The 15,888-nt window shown below is 34.2% G+C and carries 15 protein-coding genes; 5 read left to right on the plus strand and 10 right to left on the minus strand.

The genetic code is table 11. The features are described 5' to 3' along the window. The first annotated feature begins 50 nt into the window (after window positions 1-50). From FLP_RS24940 to FLP_RS24960, 5 genes are all read left to right on the plus strand, one after another. A complete protein-coding gene (locus tag FLP_RS24940) occupies window positions 51-1,031 on the plus strand; it encodes a DUF6268 family outer membrane beta-barrel protein (protein WP_065452197.1) in 981 nt (326 codons plus the stop codon). Between the two features lie 57 nt (window positions 1,032-1,088). Continuing rightward, window positions 1,089-1,301 (plus strand): hypothetical protein, encoded by a 213-nt coding sequence (locus FLP_RS24945; RefSeq protein ID WP_065452198.1) that lies wholly within the window; start codon window positions 1,089-1,091, stop codon window positions 1,299-1,301. 285 nt (window positions 1,302-1,586) lie between these two features. Next, a complete protein-coding gene (locus tag FLP_RS24950; protein WP_065452199.1) occupies window positions 1,587-3,119 on the plus strand; it encodes a SulP family inorganic anion transporter in 1,533 nt (510 codons plus the stop codon). Between the two features lie 218 nt (window positions 3,120-3,337). Continuing rightward, complete coding sequence (locus FLP_RS24955; RefSeq protein ID WP_065452200.1) at window positions 3,338-4,246, plus strand: helix-turn-helix domain-containing protein; 909 nt, start codon at window positions 3,338-3,340, stop codon at window positions 4,244-4,246. Between the two features lie 90 nt (window positions 4,247-4,336). Continuing rightward, on the plus strand, window positions 4,337-5,176 hold the full coding sequence (locus FLP_RS24960) for an SDR family NAD(P)-dependent oxidoreductase (protein ID WP_065452201.1): 840 nt from the start codon (window positions 4,337-4,339) through the stop codon (window positions 5,174-5,176). 236 nt (window positions 5,177-5,412) lie between these two features. Here the strand turns inward: FLP_RS24960 and FLP_RS24965 are convergent, their stop codons facing one another. From FLP_RS24965 to miaB, 10 genes are all read right to left on the minus strand, one after another. Next, window positions 5,413-6,615, minus strand: coding sequence for an alkaline phosphatase family protein (locus FLP_RS24965; protein ID WP_065452202.1), 1,203 nt, complete (start codon window positions 6,613-6,615; stop codon window positions 5,413-5,415). A 363-nt stretch (window positions 6,616-6,978) separates the two neighbouring features. Then, window positions 6,979-8,607 (minus strand): chaperonin GroEL, encoded by a 1,629-nt coding sequence (gene groL / locus FLP_RS24970; protein WP_065452203.1) that lies wholly within the window; start codon window positions 8,605-8,607, stop codon window positions 6,979-6,981. A 42-nt stretch (window positions 8,608-8,649) separates the two neighbouring features. Next, the gene (locus tag FLP_RS25670) at window positions 8,650-9,006 is read right to left on the minus strand and encodes a four helix bundle protein (protein ID WP_139541537.1); all 357 of its coding nucleotides are present in this window, start codon (window positions 9,004-9,006) and stop codon (window positions 8,650-8,652) included. 87 nt (window positions 9,007-9,093) lie between these two features. Then, window positions 9,094-9,369, minus strand: a complete 276-nt coding sequence (locus FLP_RS24975) for a co-chaperone GroES (protein ID WP_007806577.1) — start codon at window positions 9,367-9,369, stop codon at window positions 9,094-9,096. Between the two features lie 140 nt (window positions 9,370-9,509). Further along, window positions 9,510-9,851: a preprotein translocase subunit SecG gene (gene secG, locus FLP_RS24980; RefSeq protein WP_065452204.1), complete on the minus strand. Its 342-nt coding sequence runs from the start codon at window positions 9,849-9,851 to the stop codon at window positions 9,510-9,512. A gap of 3 nt (window positions 9,852-9,854) precedes the next feature. Beyond that, window positions 9,855-11,480: a tetratricopeptide repeat protein gene (locus tag FLP_RS24985; RefSeq protein ID WP_065452205.1), complete on the minus strand. Its 1,626-nt coding sequence runs from the start codon at window positions 11,478-11,480 to the stop codon at window positions 9,855-9,857. A 92-nt stretch (window positions 11,481-11,572) separates the two neighbouring features. Further along, on the minus strand, window positions 11,573-12,076 hold the full coding sequence (locus FLP_RS24990) for an LptE family protein (RefSeq protein WP_065452206.1): 504 nt from the start codon (window positions 12,074-12,076) through the stop codon (window positions 11,573-11,575). A gap of 189 nt (window positions 12,077-12,265) precedes the next feature. After that, a complete protein-coding gene (locus FLP_RS24995; RefSeq protein ID WP_065452207.1) occupies window positions 12,266-13,522 on the minus strand; it encodes a sigma-54 interaction domain-containing protein in 1,257 nt (418 codons plus the stop codon). A 54-nt stretch (window positions 13,523-13,576) separates the two neighbouring features. Continuing rightward, window positions 13,577-13,948, minus strand: coding sequence for a GxxExxY protein (locus tag FLP_RS25000; RefSeq protein WP_065452208.1), 372 nt, complete (start codon window positions 13,946-13,948; stop codon window positions 13,577-13,579). Between the two features lie 91 nt (window positions 13,949-14,039). Then, window positions 14,040-15,485 (minus strand): tRNA (N6-isopentenyl adenosine(37)-C2)-methylthiotransferase MiaB, encoded by a 1,446-nt coding sequence (gene miaB / locus FLP_RS25005; protein WP_065452209.1) that lies wholly within the window; start codon window positions 15,483-15,485, stop codon window positions 14,040-14,042. Window positions 15,486-15,888: the final 403 nt, after the last annotated feature.

Consider the following 15,888-nt stretch of genomic DNA (forward strand, 5'->3'; position numbering starts at 1 on the left):
CTGGGTTTCGATCCTTTCTTCAATAAACAAATTTTAATTCATCTCAATTTATGAAAACAAAAATCATTTGTGTTTTATTCATTTGTGCGTCGATACGAACTATGGCTCAGGAAAAAGAAGCTCCTATGCAAACAGTCGTAAAAGCAGTAACAGATAAATTTCCTACTACGCGAATTTTAGACGTACAATACGAACAATTGGGACCAACAAATTTTGATTCAAGACTTTTTGGAGATCGATTTGAAAAAGGAAGAATCGACGATCATAACCGTTTAAAAGTAGCGATCAATGTCCCATTTTTTGCCACGCCATCTAAACGTTTTGTTCTAACGGGTTCTTTACGGTATAAATATGAAACCTATGATTTTGGCGATGTTTACAATTATGCCACAGCGTCGACTTATACAAAAGAAAAAGAAGAATTTCATTATTTTGCAGGAGCTTTGAGTGCAACTTATATGGCTAAAATTTTTAATAAACCCGTTATTTACAATGCTACCGCAACTGTCGACGGGAACGAAGATAATGTACAGCGTGTAAAAGGATTTGTAACCGCAAATATCGTAATCAAACGTACCGCCAATACTACGATTACTATTGGAGCATTGGCCATGCTGGATCCTTCAGCAATTATTCCCATCACACCACTTTTTACTCTTAACCATAAATTTAAGGATTCAAAATGGGATTTGGATTTCATTCTTCCGCAGCGTTTATTGTTTAGAAGGCAATTGTTAGAGAACGGAAGAATTTCTTTAGGAACAGAACTAAATTCTGAAAGTTTTTATTTAAATTTAAATGCTTCAAATTTAAAAGGAATTTACGAGTTAAATCAACTGGAATTAAAATCAGGTATTACCTATGAATACCGTATTACACCGCAAATAATTGGTTTTTTAAAAGGCGGTGTCAATAATATTTTAAGTACTCGTGTAACAGAAAGGGGTGAACGAACGTCTAAGTATATTTATGATCATAAAGAAGATGCTCAGGGGTATTTTAGATTTGGAATCTCTTACAATCCTTTTTAATCAAAATTGGTTCTATAAGTTCATTTATTATTTTTTATCGTATTAAAATAGATAATTATGGTTGTTGAAGTTTTTAAAACAAATGTGCAAAAAGAAGCAGATACCAATTACATTATTGCTGTAATCCTGACGCAGTTTCCTGATTATAAAATTAATTTTGATCTCGAAGATTGTGATAAAATATTACGCGTTGAAGGTGTAGATCTGGAACCCAATAATATCATAGACTATGTAAATTGTCTGGGATATACATGTGTAAAATTAGAATAGTTTTTTTAGGTTGAATGGATGAGGTTGTAATAGTATGTTTATTTATTGTTTTAATGAATTAAAAACAGGTATAAATACGCAGCTTTATATATCATTTTATAAATAGTTTTGTACGATAATTTCTTTTGAAAATTAAGATATGACAAGTTTTATTCTTTCGCTTTTACTTTTACTTTTAAAACAGTTTAGTTAACTGTTTTAATTCGGTATTATTTTTCGTGATGCTTTTTCAGATTTGAAAAGGTGTAATGTTCTTTTGGGCATTATTTTCTACATTTGTGGCCTATGAAAAAAGCGCTCCATCTCTTTGACTTTACTCAAAAAGTAAATTACAAAAACGAAATTTTAGCCGGTCTGACAGTTGCGATGACCATGATTCCTGAATCGTTGTCATTTGCTATTCTTGCCGGTTTTCCTCCTTTGGTAGGTTTATATGCTGCTTTTATTGCCGGTTTGGTTACTGCTATTTTTGGCGGAAGACCCGGAATGATTTCTGGCGGGGCGGGAGCAACTGTTATTGTTTTGATTGCTTTGATGAAATCGCATGGTATAGAATATGTTTTTGCAGCCGTTGCGCTTGGCGGTATAGTTCAGATCTGCATAGGACTTTTTAAACTCGGAAAATTTATTAGGTTAGTGCCTCAGCCCGTTATGTTCGGTTTTGTAAACGGATTGGCAGTTGTTATTTTTATGTCGCAGCTGGAGCAATTTAAAACGGTTGTAAACGGACAAGTTTCCTGGCTGCAGGGAACTCCGTTGTATATTATGCTGGGTTTGGTCGCGCTGACAATTGGAATCGTTTTACTTTTTCCGAAACTTACCAAAGCAGTTCCGGCTTCGTTGGTAGCAATAATGGTGGTTTTTGCCATCGTACTAATTTTTAATATCGAAACCAAAACGGTCGAAGATATTGCCTCTGTTCAGGGCGGATTTCCACCTTTTCATATTCCTAATATTCCTATTTCTTTTGAAACTTTCAAAGTGATATTTCCCTATTCTGTTATTGTTGCCGCCGTAGGTTTAACCGAAGGTCTGCTGACATTAAATCTTGTCGATGAAATTACCGGAACACGAGGAAACAGCAATCGCGAATGCATTGCGCAGGGAAGTTCGAATATTTTAAACGGTTTCTTTTTCGGGATGGGAGGCTGTCCAATGATTGCTCAGACTTTAGTCAATCTTTCGGCAGGTTCAAGAGCCCGACTGTCGGGAATTATTGCGGCTCTTACAATTTTATTAATTATCCTTTTTGGTGCGCCTGTTATTGGCAAATTACCTATGGCGGCTTTGGTAGGGGTAATGATGATGGTGGCAATTACGACTTTTGAATGGGCAAGTTTTAGAGTCATCAATAAAATGCCCAAACATGATATTTTTGTCGGAATTTTGGTAGCCATAATTACCATTGTATTGCACAATCTTGCTTTGGCGGTTTTAATTGGTGTTATTATTTCAGCGCTGGTTTTTGCCTGGGAAAGTGCCAAAAGAATCCGTGCAAGAAGTTTTATTGATGATGCAGGAGTGAAGCATTATGAAATTTACGGACCATTATTTTTTGGTTCGATAGCCGCTTTTTTCGAAAAGTTTGATGTTGCAAATGATCCGGATCACGTGATTATAGACTTCAAAGAAAGCCGTGTCGCTGATATGTCGGCAATTGAAGCTTTGAATAATTTGACCAAAAAATACAATCAGCTAAATAAAGTAATTGAACTCCAACATTTAAGCCCAGATTGCATCAAATTGCTGAAAAACGCCGAAGCGGTTATTAAAGTAAATGTTATTGAAGATCCTACTTATAAAGTGGTTTCGAGATAATGGTTAATTGTGAATTAATTTACGCCCCAATTTTATCGTAGAGGCGCACAGCAGTGCGTCTAACGTGAGATGCGTTTAGTACGTGTTAAAACCTGTGAGTTTTGTTGCGTACAGATTGTTGCGCATAAGACGCTCTGCGTCTCCGATATGATTTGAGTTTGATTTTAAGATTAACAAATTATCCAATTGTATTTGTTTGATTTTCGTAACTTTGTCAAATGAAGCTAACAGAAACCTTAGAAGATTTTTACACCATCAAAGTAAACGGAATGCCCGAAAATCTTAGGAAAGAGATCGGACATTTTAATGTTTTTAAATTAGATGATTTTGTTGGTAATACTTGTAAACCATTTCCTTACACCCGAAAAGACTTTTATAAAATAAGTTTAATCATCGGAAAAAATAAAGTGCACTATGCAGATAAGATTTCTGTAATAGAAGATCAGGCATTGTTTTTTGCAAACCCACAAATTCCGTATAATTGGGAACAGGTTGATGAAAATCAAACTGGTTTTTTTTGCATTTTTACAGAAGCTTTTTTTAATCAGTTTGGCAATTTAAAAGAATATCCTTTATTTCAGCCCGGCGGAAATCCGATCGTTCCTATTTCAATGGAATTGGCAGAATCTTTGAAAAAGGTTTATTTAAAAATGTTTGACGAAATCAATTCTGATTATACTTTTAAATATGATGTTCTCCGCAATCTTGTTTTTGAAATTATTCATCAGGCTTTAAAAACACAAACTGTAACTGCTTCATTATACAGTAAGTCGAATGCAACGATTCGGGTTTCGTCTTTGTTTCTGGAATTATTAGAAAGACAATTTCCAATTGAATCCATATCACAGCAAATTAATTTCCGGTCACCTTCAGAATTTGCGAATCAATTAAATGTGCATGTCAATCATCTCAATAAAGCATTAAAAGAAACCACAGGAAAAACCACTTCGCAGATTATATCCGAAAGGATTGTAAAGGAAGCTATGATTTTGCTCAAACAAACCAATTGGAATATTAATGAAATTGCCTGGTGTTTAGGTTTTGATGAATTGTCTCATTTTATCAATTTCTTCAAGAAAAATGTTCAGGTTTCACCTAAAACCTATCGCGTAACCCAAATTGTTTGATTTTTGTAACTTCTCATTTGATTGCTTTAATTTTTGGCAAGCACTTCGCTGATACCTTTGTACCATAATATTAATGTAAAAATTAAAATCATGGAAAATAACAAAGTTTGGTTTATCACAGGTGCTTCAAAAGGACTTGGATTAGAATTGGCTAAAAAATTATTATCAGAAGGCAAAAGGGTAGCAGCAACATCAAGAACTGAAAGCGCGTTAATTAAAGAATTAGGAAATCCATCTGAGTATTTTCTTCCTCTTGAAATGGATTTAACGAATGAACAAAGCGTTAAAAATGCGATTGAAGAAACCGTAAGTCATTTTAAAACTATTGATGTTTTAGTAAACAATGCAGGTTACGGTTTATTGGGATCATTAGAGGAACTTACCGATGCAGAATCCAGAAAAAACTACGAAGTAAATGTTTTCGGCTTATTGAATGTCATTAGAAATACAATGCCATACATGCGTGCCAATAAATCAGGACATATTTTTAATATTGCTTCTATTGGTGGTTATAACGGAGGTTTTCCGGGTTGGGGAATTTACTGTTCCACAAAGTTTGCTGTTGCCGGTTTAACAGAATCTTTAGCTGCAGAAGTAAAAGAATTTGGAGTAAACGTAACGTTGGTTTATCCGGGTTATTTTAGAACCGATTTCTTGAAAGATAGTTCTTTATTATTGCCTCAGAGTCCTATTGCAGATTATAAAGCAGTTAGAGAGTCTGAAGTAGCGCATAAAGATAGTATCAACGAGAATCAGCCGGGAGATCCTGCAAAATTTGCAACCGCTTTAATCAAAATGAGCGAAGAAGAAAATCCTGCGTTGCATTTATTTGTGGGAGAAGATGCTTATAATATGGCAAATGTAAAAATTGCCGAAGTTCAAAAAGAATTGCAGCAATGGAAAGCCGTTTCTGTTTCGACAGGTTTTTAATTAGATAATTTGTCAATTAGATAATTTGTCAATTAGATAATTCGGAAATGTGCCAATTGGATAATTAATTTTCATTCCAATTTATCGTAGAGGCGCACAGCAGTGCGTCTCACGCAACGTAACCCCAATTTATTCCGTTGCAACAAACCCGACAGGTTTTTAAAACGTGTCGGGTTTGTCATTTAAAATCGCGATGTGCTTATTATCTAAATCTTTTAATTGACACATTAACTTATTTAATCAACAAGCATGTTTTTTACTTCGCTAAATTTCCCGTCAACTTCTTCAATCTTTAAATCTAAAATATGAGCAATTAAAGGATAAACTGAAACATTCTGAAAAGTAGATACTTCTTTATTTGCTTTAAAAGCCGGGCCTTTTGCATAAAAAATGGCATGCATATCTTTTTCGTTATTGTCATAACCGTGCGTTCCGCCTTTTATATGTGTACTTTCTTTGCCTACTAAGCTGTATCCTTTAGCTGCTTCAATAACAAAATCATGAACTCTTGGATTGGTTCCATAATGCAGCCTTTTGGGAACGTCGACCGATTTCCAGAATTTAATATGTGGTACTTTCTTCAGCGCTTTTGCAATCGAATCCTGATAACCTGGTTTTGCCTGAAGACTCATAATAGGATTAATTACATCTTTGTAACCCAGCCATTCGGGTTTTAGATAATCCAAAACAGCTACTTTTTTGTCATTATTAATATCGGCCATTCCGTGATCTGAAACAATAATCAAATTGATTTGTTTTCCAATGGTTAACTGATCTAATTTTCGGGATAATGCTCCCATTATAGAATCCATTTTGATCACCATTTTTTTGTTTTCCGGCGAAAGCGGACCAAAATTATGTCCGGTATGATCAGGTTCATCAAAATACAAAGTAACCAAATGCGGGCGTTGTTTTTCAGGAAGCTGTAACCACTTTAAAACCGTATCAATTCGGGCTCCATAAGGGATTTTATTATCATAATTTTTATAAATACCAGGATTTCTTTTGTCAATGTCAGATCCTGGCCAGAAGAAAGAAGCTGTTTTTACACCTTGTTGTTCGGCAACATTCCAAATAGGATTTCCGCCATAAAAACGCGAATCATTTTTTGCCTTGCTTGATAATGAAAAAGATTCGTTTAGTTGAGCATCATAAAAAACATTATTGATAATCCCATGATGATCGGGATAAAGTCCGGTTATTATCGAATAATGGTTGGGGAAAGTTTTTGTCGGATAAGACGGTTTCATTGATTTGGCGTGAACACCTTCTTTGGCAATTTGCTTTAGATTCTGAAGATTAAATTGTTTTTGATAATCCCAACGAAACCCATCCATAGAAACTAAAACTACATAAGTGTCTTTGTTGGTTTGAGAATAAGAAAAAGTGGTAAGAAGTAAGCATGTAAAAAGTAATAGGCGAGTGGTGAATTTTCTCATTGTGCAATTTTAATAGAGCCGCAAAGATACCAATAACCTGTTTTTTAAAGAAAAACAGAATGTTAAACTAAGTGAAAGTTTGCCACGAATTTCACGAATTTTCACGAATGCTTTGTGCAAAAAAAGGTTACCGCAAATTTCACAAATTACCACAAATTATTTCCCTAGGTACTCTGCTTAAAAATTTGTGGTAATTTGTGAAATTTGTGGTAAAGAAAAATCTTTTTAATCCTTTAATCTGTGGCTAAAAGAAAATATATATAAAGATTAGAAAAAAATAATTCGTGATAATTCGTGTAATTTGTGGCAAAAAAAAACGCCAGATTTATATCCGGCGTTTTAAATTTTAAGAAGTGAGAATGATTACATCATTCCTGGCATACCGCCACCCATTGGCATTCCGCCGCCGTTTTCTTCTTTAATATCAATTAATGCACATTCTGTAGTAAGGATCATTCCGGCAACAGACGCAGCATTTTCTAATGCTACACGAGTTACTTTTTTAGGATCGATAATTCCAGCTGTAAGCATATCTACATATTCGTCAGTTTTTGCGTTGTATCCAAAATCACCTGAACCTTCAGAAACTTTAGCAACAACTACAGAACCTTCAAGACCTGCATTTTCAACAATAGTTCTTAATGGAGATTCAACAGCGCGAGATACAATCTGAATTCCAGTTGCTTCGTCAGCGTTGTCAGCTGTGATTCCTGCTAAAGCAGCTTTTGCTCTTAATAAAGCAACACCCCCACCAGCAACAATTCCTTCTTCAACTGCAGCACGAGTAGCGTGTAATGCATCGTCAACTCTGTCTTTTTTCTCTTTCATCTCCACTTCAGAAGCAGCACCAACATAAAGAACAGCAACACCACCAGCTAATTTAGCCAAACGTTCTTGCAATTTTTCTTTATCATAATCAGATGTTGTAGTTTCCATCTGACCTTTAATTTGGTTTACTCTGTTTTTGATGATATCAGCTTCACCAGCACCACTTACAATAGTAGTGTTGTCTTTATCGATAGAAACTCTTTTTGCAGTTCCTAACATTTCGATTGTAGTGTTTTCTAATGTATATCCTCTTTCTTCAGAAATTACAGTTCCACCAGTTAAGATTGCGATGTCTTCAAGCATTGCTTTTCTTCTGTCTCCAAAACCAGGAGCTTTTACAGCAGCAATTTTAAGAGCACCTCTTAATTTGTTTACTACAAGAGTAGAAAGAGCTTCTCCGTCAACATCTTCAGCAATAATCAATAATGGTTTTCCTGATTGAGCAACTGGCTCTAAAACTGGCAATAATTCTTTTAAAGAAGATACTTTTTTGTCGTATAATAAGATGTATGGAGAGTCTAATTCAACTTCCATTTTCTCTGGGTTTGTTACGAAGTAAGGAGAAAGATATCCTCTGTCAAACTGCATACCTTCAACAACATCCACGAAAGTGTCCGTTCCTTTAGCTTCTTCAACAGTGATAACACCTTCTTTTCCTACTTTAGCGAAAGCTGTAGCAATTAATTCACCAATAACTTCGTCATTATTTGCAGAGATAGAAGCAATTTGTTTGATTTTATCAGAATCGCTTCCAACTACTTTAGCTTGTTTTGCAAGGTCAGCAACGATAGCTTCAACCGCTTTGTCGATACCACGTTTCAAATCCATTGGATTTGCACCTGCAGCAACGTTTTTTAAACCTTCTTTAACGATTGCCTGAGCTAAAACTGTAGCAGTTGTAGTTCCGTCACCCGCTAAATCATTAGTTTTAGAAGCAACTTCTTTAACCATTTGAGCGCCCATGTTTTCTAATGGGTCTTTTAATTCGATTTCTTTTGCAACAGAAACACCATCTTTAGTAACAGTTGGTCCACCAAATGATTTCCCAATAATTACATTACGACCTTTTGGTCCAAGAGTTACTTTTACAGCATTTGCTAATGCATCAACACCACGTTTTAATCCGTCACGTGCTTCAATATCAAATTTTATATCTTTTGCCATTTTTTATTTGCTTTAGGCAGTAGGCTTTAAGCTTTATGCTTTCTACTGCTGAATTAATTTTTGTTTTAATTTGTAAATTTTGCTTTTAATGCTATTGATTTTTTCTATATGATTCTCTGCAATTTCATTATTAAGATATTGCAAATCTTTAGCTAAAATCAAAAGATATTCTGTCTCGCTGGCAGAACCTAAAGCTATATTGAGAAATTGATTGAATTCTTTGTCGCTATTTCTTCCACAACCCTCGCTGATATTAGTAGGGATTGATGAAGATGCTCGTCTAATCTGACTAGTTAATCCGTATAATTCTTCTTTAGGAAATAAAGAAGTCATTTTGTAGATTTCTAAAGTGAAAGAGTGACTTAGCTGCCAAATATCGTATTTTTTAAAATCTCTCATTTTTTTTGTTGGCTTTAAGCTTTAGGCAGTAAGCTTTAAGCTTTTTTTGGAAGCTTTAAGCTTAAAGCGTATAGCTTACAGCAATCTTTAGATTATAGCTAAGATATCATCTTCGCGCATAATCAAATAATCAGTTCCTTCAAGTTTTAATTCTGTTCCTGCATATTTACCATAAAGAACAGTATCGCCAACTTTAACGGTCATAGTGTGATCTTTAGATCCATTTCCTACTGCAACTACAGTTCCTTTTTGTGGTTTTTCTTTGGCAGTATCCGGAATAAAAATCCCTGACGCAGTTTTAGTCTCAGCTGCAACAGGCTCAATAAGTACGCGGTCTGAAAGCGGTTTAATGTTTAAAGTCATGATTTATATTATTAATAGTTTATATTTTTTTAATGCTAAAATAACTTTCAGAAATTGTGCCATGCTCTTAAAACTGACATTATTTCCTAAAAAAAATGCCAGCTTTGACAGGCTGGCATTTTATATTTATTTCAAAATTATTATTTTGCTGCAGGAGTTGCCGGAGCAGGTGTTTGTTGAGCTGGAGCAGCAGGTGTGCTAGCAGCAGGAACTTCAGATTTGTCAATAATTTTAGAGTCAGTATCACTTAATGATCCTGTAAAACTTAAACTTGAAAGCAAGATTAAAGCAATCAAAATAGTAGCTAATGTCCAGGTACTTTTATCTAAAAAGTCAGTTGTTTTTTGTACTCCACCTAACATTTGAGTTCCACTAATTGTAGACGACAATCCGCCTCCTTTAGGGTTTTGAACCATGATTACTACGATCAATAGAAAACAAACTATTGTGATTAAAACTAAAAAAATTGAAAATGTGCTCATTGCTTAATTATTATTGTTATTTTGTTGTAAAATCTTGATATCCGAAATACGGTCTGCAAAGAAACTAATTTTTTCTGGATATTTCAAAATTAATATTTCATATGCTTGTATTGCTTTTGTATATTTTTTTTGTTCCAAATATACTCTGGCTAAAGTCTCTGTCATTAAGTAAGAATTATCTTCTTTATTAATGTCGAATTGTACCGCAGGTGTTATTACAGTTTGTTTTATAGGAGATATTTTGGGATTGGTCTCTATAAATTTATCTATTATTTCTGCCTTTTTCTTTTTCTCAGGATCAATTATTTTTGCCTCACCTTTTGGTTGTACTGCTTTTTGAGTTTGTTTTGCCTCCTGAGGACCTTCTTCTGTCCTGTCTATTGGTTCTGTTCGGGCTAATTGAAGCCATTCCTGAAACGAATGTTTTTCATTAACAGAAAAATCAAGTGGTTTTCCTATTTCAAGGTTTTCCGTTGCAATTTTTACATTTTCCTGAATTTCAATTTTAGGTTCATCAATAATTTTTGGCTCTTCAAAAACCACGGAGTTCGCTTCTTTGATCGAATTCAATATCGATTGCTCAATAGGATCAACTCTTACTGCGGGAATTTCCGGCTCTGTTATTTCCTCTTCTTCTACTATTTCTTCAAAAAATGTTGGAGTATGTTCTTTAACCGAAGTTAAAATTGGCTCCTCAACAATGAGTTCTTCTTTTTGCTCCTCGATTGTAGCTTCTTCAAAAGTTATATTCGAAACTTCTTTTATAGATTCTAAGATAGACTGCTCAAAAACCGGATCAATTGGTTTTTCTTCAGTTTTTGCAGATTCTTCAAAAGTGGTTGGTGCTACTTCCTTAAATGTGTCTAAAATAGATTGCTCAGTAATCGGTTCAATTGGTTGCTCTTCAATTTTTACCGGTTCTTCAAAAGTGGTTGGTGCTACTTCTTTAAAGGTATCAAGAATTGCCTGCTCAGTAATTGTAATTGGTTCTGTAATTGGCTCTACTTTAATCTCTTCGGTTTTTACCGGTTCTTCAGTAGCAGGTACTACTTCTTTAAATGAATTTAGAATCGCTTGTTCATCAATTATTTCAATTGGCTTTTCTTCACTATTTACTTGTTCTTCAACAGTATTTGGTGTTACTTCTTTAAAAGAATTTAGAATCGCTTGTTCATCAATTATTTCAATTGGTTTTTCTTCTGTTGCTGTCGGCTCTGTAAAAGTAGCATTAGTTGCTCCTTTTATAGAATTCAAAATCGATTGTTCAATTGGATCAATTCGAACTTCAGTTGCTTTTTTAATTTCTTCAAAAGATACAATTTCGCTGTCGATTACTTTTATTTCTAAAAGATCTCTTAATTTTCGATCATAAAGATCATTCTGGATTGAAGTAAAAGTTTCTGAAGTAATAAAATCAAATAAAACAGCGCGATCAGTTGTGTGAGCGGCCGTTACTTTTAAGGCATAATTATACTTAAAGCTATTTTGATTGTAAAGTCCTTTTAATCGCAATGCTCTCGCACTTTGAAAATACGGAAATTCATTCAAAACACTTCCTAATGCATCCGCTTGCTTTTCTGTGATAGCATCGGGTTTGTTCATTAAGTAGGTATAATCAGTTACATTCATTTTTTATTCTTTTGTTTAATCTTGTTGTTTAACTATTTAGGCATTTAAAAAATCAATTAAACTATATAATCGATTTCAATAAATAAACAATCTTACCATTTAGCTAACGAATCATTAAAAATATCCTGAGTGATTCTTTCAAAAATAGTCTGAAGTGCTGTATTTAAAGTTGCACCAGTTGGTAAACCAGTTCCCGGGAAATCATAGTAGAATTCGAATGGTTTTTCGAAATCATCTGTTTCTTTATTTTTATTGGTAAACCTAACATTGATACGAATCGTTAAACGGTTTTGGGCCGCTTGCTGATCAGCAGTTGCTGTCATTGGAGTCGTTCTGTAATCTACAATTTCTCCTTCATAAACCAGATCACCGCTATTGCTTACTAAGTTAAGGTTGGTTTGATTTTGAATTAAATCCTGCAATGCCAAAGTAAATGTTCTGTCAATTCCAGGTTCAATCAAATCAGCATTATTTTGGAAAAAGTTAACCTGAAACGTTTTGGCATCAATTTTTCCTGTTCCTGTAAAATTGTAAGGCCCACAGCCGCTTAGCATAAAAAGGCTCATTAAAGCTAATAAAGAATATATTTTTTTCATAAAATTAATAAGTAATCAAATTCTAATTTTTTAAAATTCCAAATTCCAATTGAAGGAATATTTTTTTCAAATATACTAATTTGAAACCGGGCGTTAGCGAACAGACAAAGCTATTTGGAATTTGTTTTTTAGGTTTTAACCTTTCTAAAGTTGGAATTTGGAGTTTTTAAAATTGGAATTTATTTATTTTTATAAATCGAATTGTTTGATTTTTCGATATAAAGTTCTTTCCGAAATACCTAACTCATCAGCAGCAGCTTTTCGTTTTCCTTTATTTTTTTCTAATGATTTTTTGATCATTTCGATTTCTTTTTGTTCTAAACGTAAAACCTCTTCCTCTTCGATGGTTTCGGCAAACAAATAATTATCATCTTGCATTTGATAATTATCTTCGCGCGTCGCAGGCGTCATAACAGCAGTTCTGGGTTCTTCTTCAAAATCTATCTCGCTTTCATTTTCCTGAGAACCATATATTTTTTGAATTAAATTAGGGTTGATGTCCTGTACTTTTGAAGTACCGTTTTTCATCAATTCCAAAGTTAGTTTTTTCAAGTCATTTAGATCGCTTTTCATATCAAAAAGGACTTTGTATAAAATGTCTCTTTCGGTACTAAAATCACTTTCTTTTTTCTTATCGCTAATTACAGACGGTAAATTAGTGCCTTCAGTTGGTAAATACGATTTTAAAGTGGCCAAAGTAATATCGCGATTAGTTTCCAGAACAGATATTTGTTCGGCTACATTTCGCAACTGACGAATGTTTCCGTTCCATCTGAATTTTTGCAAAAGCTGAACTGCATCATCATCTAACTTTAACGGTGGCATTTTATATTTATGCGCAAAATCGGCAACAAATTTTCTGAACAATAAATGAATGTCTTCGTTTCTTTCACGTAAAGGAGGTAGAGTAATTTCGACCGTAGTCAAACGATAATATAAATCCTCACGGAATTTTCCTTTTTCAATAGCATTGAATAAGTTTACGTTTGTTGCAGCAACAATTCTCACATTTGTTTTTTGCACTTGCGAAGAACCTACTTTTATAAACTCTCCATTTTCAAGCACACGAAGCAAACGAACCTGGGTGGTAAGAGGTAATTCGCCTACTTCATCCAGAAAAATAGTTCCGCCGTCAGCTACTTCAAAATAACCTTCACGCGTGCTTGTTGCTCCGGTAAAAGCTCCTTTTTCGTGTCCAAAAAGTTCACTGTCAATGGTTCCTTCCGGAATTGCACCACAGTTTACAGCAATGTATTTTCCATGCTTTCTGTGCGAAAGCGAATGGATTATTCTTGGAATATTTTCTTTACCAACACCACTTTCCCCAGTTACCATTACCGAAATATCAGTAGGAGCAACCTGAATGGCTTTTTCGATGGCACGATTTAATTTAGGATCATTTCCAATAATCTCAAATCGTTGTTTTATTGCTTGAACTGTTTCCATTTATGTTTTTTTATCTTTTGCCACAGATTAAATGATTAACTCAGATTCTCTAAATTATAAAATATATCTTTTATATTGAAGAGATTTTGTTTGAAAGTTAATAAGTAATCCCAATTCTGAATGTGACAATTTTATATAGTTTAAAATCTGAGCAATATGTTCACTCGAAAAATCTTTTATTGCTTTTACCTCCAAAACAATATCTTTATTAATTATGAAGTCGGCATAAAATTTATGAGGTAAGATTTTACCTTTGTATTCAATTGAATATTCCTTTTCTCTTTCAAAGGGAATGTTGTTTTCTCTAAATTCTATTTCCAAAGCATCTTTGTAGACTATTTCTAATAATCCTGGGCCAAGATTCTTGTGAACCTCCATGCATAATCCAATAATCTTATAAGTCTCTTTTTCTCTATAATACTGCATAAATAAATTGATTTTTTACCATAAAATTAAAAATAAGAAAAATAATACAAAAAAAATCATTTTAATCATTTTATCTGTGGCAAAAAAAAAACTAATTCATTTCACTCAATCCAACCGCTTCACCTTTTAAAGTTCCACTAGTACAACTCGTAATTTTTACATTTACAAAATCCCCAATTTTATAATTCTCTTTAGGAAAAACAACCGTAATACTTTGAGAATTTCTTCCTGAGAATTCTTCAGTCGATTTTTTAGACACTTTTTCAACCAAAACTTCAACAACTTGTCCAACGAATTCTTCACTGCGAAACCAGGCGTGTTTTTGTTGTAAATCAACAATTTCCTGCAATCTTCTTGCTTTAGTTTCTTCAGGAACATCATCTTCCATTTTTCTTCCGGCCAAAGTTCCCGGTCGTTCAGAATACGAATACATATAACCAAAATTATATTTCACATATTCCATCAAACTCATCGTGTCCTGGTGATCTTGTTCTGTTTCTGTTGGGAAACCTGCAATCATATCCTGCGAAATCGAAGCATCCGGAATAATCGCTTTAATTTTATCAATCAAAGTCATATATTCCTCACGAGTATGCAAACGATTCATTTCTTTTAAAATTCGGTCACTTCCAGACTGAACCGGTAAGTGAATATGTTTACAGATATTAGGATATTTAGCAATAACATGTAAAATGCTCTCATGCATATCCTGCGGATTAGAAGTCGAGAATCGAATACGCATTTTAGGAAAACCAACAGCAACCATTTCAAGCAATTGATCAAAATCAACCGCTGTCGCTTTTTGCATATCAGATGCGTTTACGAAATCTTTTTTCAAACCACCGCCGTACCAAAGGTAACTGTCAACGTTTTGACCTAAAAGTGTAATTTCCTTAAAGCCTTTGTCCCAAAGATCCTGAATTTCCTTCATGATACTCTGAGGTTCACGGCTACGCTCACGGCCACGCGTAAAGGGCACAACACAAAACGTACACATGTTATCGCAACCACGAGTGATCGAAACCAAAGCAGTGATTCCGTTGCTCATCAAACGAACTGGCGAAATATCTCCGTACGTTTCCTCTTTCGATAAAATTACATTAATAGCGTCGCGGCCTTCCTCAACCTCTGCCAATAAATTCGGCAAATCTTTGTAAGCATCAGGGCCCACAACAAGGTCAACAATTTTTTCTTCTTCCAAAAATTGACTTTTCAAACGTTCTGCCATACAGCCTAAAACGCCCACTTTCATTTTTGGGTTAATACGTTTTACCGCATTATATTTCTCCAAACGCTTACGAATAGTCTGTTCTGCCTTGTCCCGAATCGAGCAGGTATTTACCAGAACCAAATCAGCGTCTTCAAGAGTTTGTGTAGTGTTATATCCGTTTATCGATAAAATAGAAGCTACGACTTCACTGTCCGAAAAATTCATCGCACAACCGTAACTTTCAATAAAAAGTTTTTTTGTATTCTCAGGTTTATTCTCCAAAACAAGACTTTCGCCCTGTTTGCTTTCCTCAATAATCTTTTCCATTGTATAATTTCAAAGTGCAAAGATAACGTAAATGTGATCAATATGACAAGATGGCAGAGAAAAGATTTTAGATTTTAGAGATAAGATTTTAGATTAAACCAAAGCTTTGTGAACTTCTTCTGAAATTTTCAGCTTAAATGAAAACTTAGCGAACTTTGCGTAAAACCTTTGCGAACTCTGCGGTTAAATTTTTCGCCACAGATTAAAAAATAAAAAATGATTCTCAAAGCTTTGTGAACTTAGCCTGAAATTTTCAGCTCAATCTAACTTAGCGAACTTTGCGTAAAACCTTAGCGAACTCTGCGGTTAAATTTTTCGCCACAGATTAAAAAATCTAAAAATGATTCTCAAAGCTTTGTGAACTTAGCCTGAAATTTTCAGCTCAATCTAACTTAGCGAACTT

It is taken from the genome of Flavobacterium piscis (assembly GCF_001686925.1).
Lineage (GTDB): Bacteria > Bacteroidota > Bacteroidia > Flavobacteriales > Flavobacteriaceae > Flavobacterium > Flavobacterium piscis.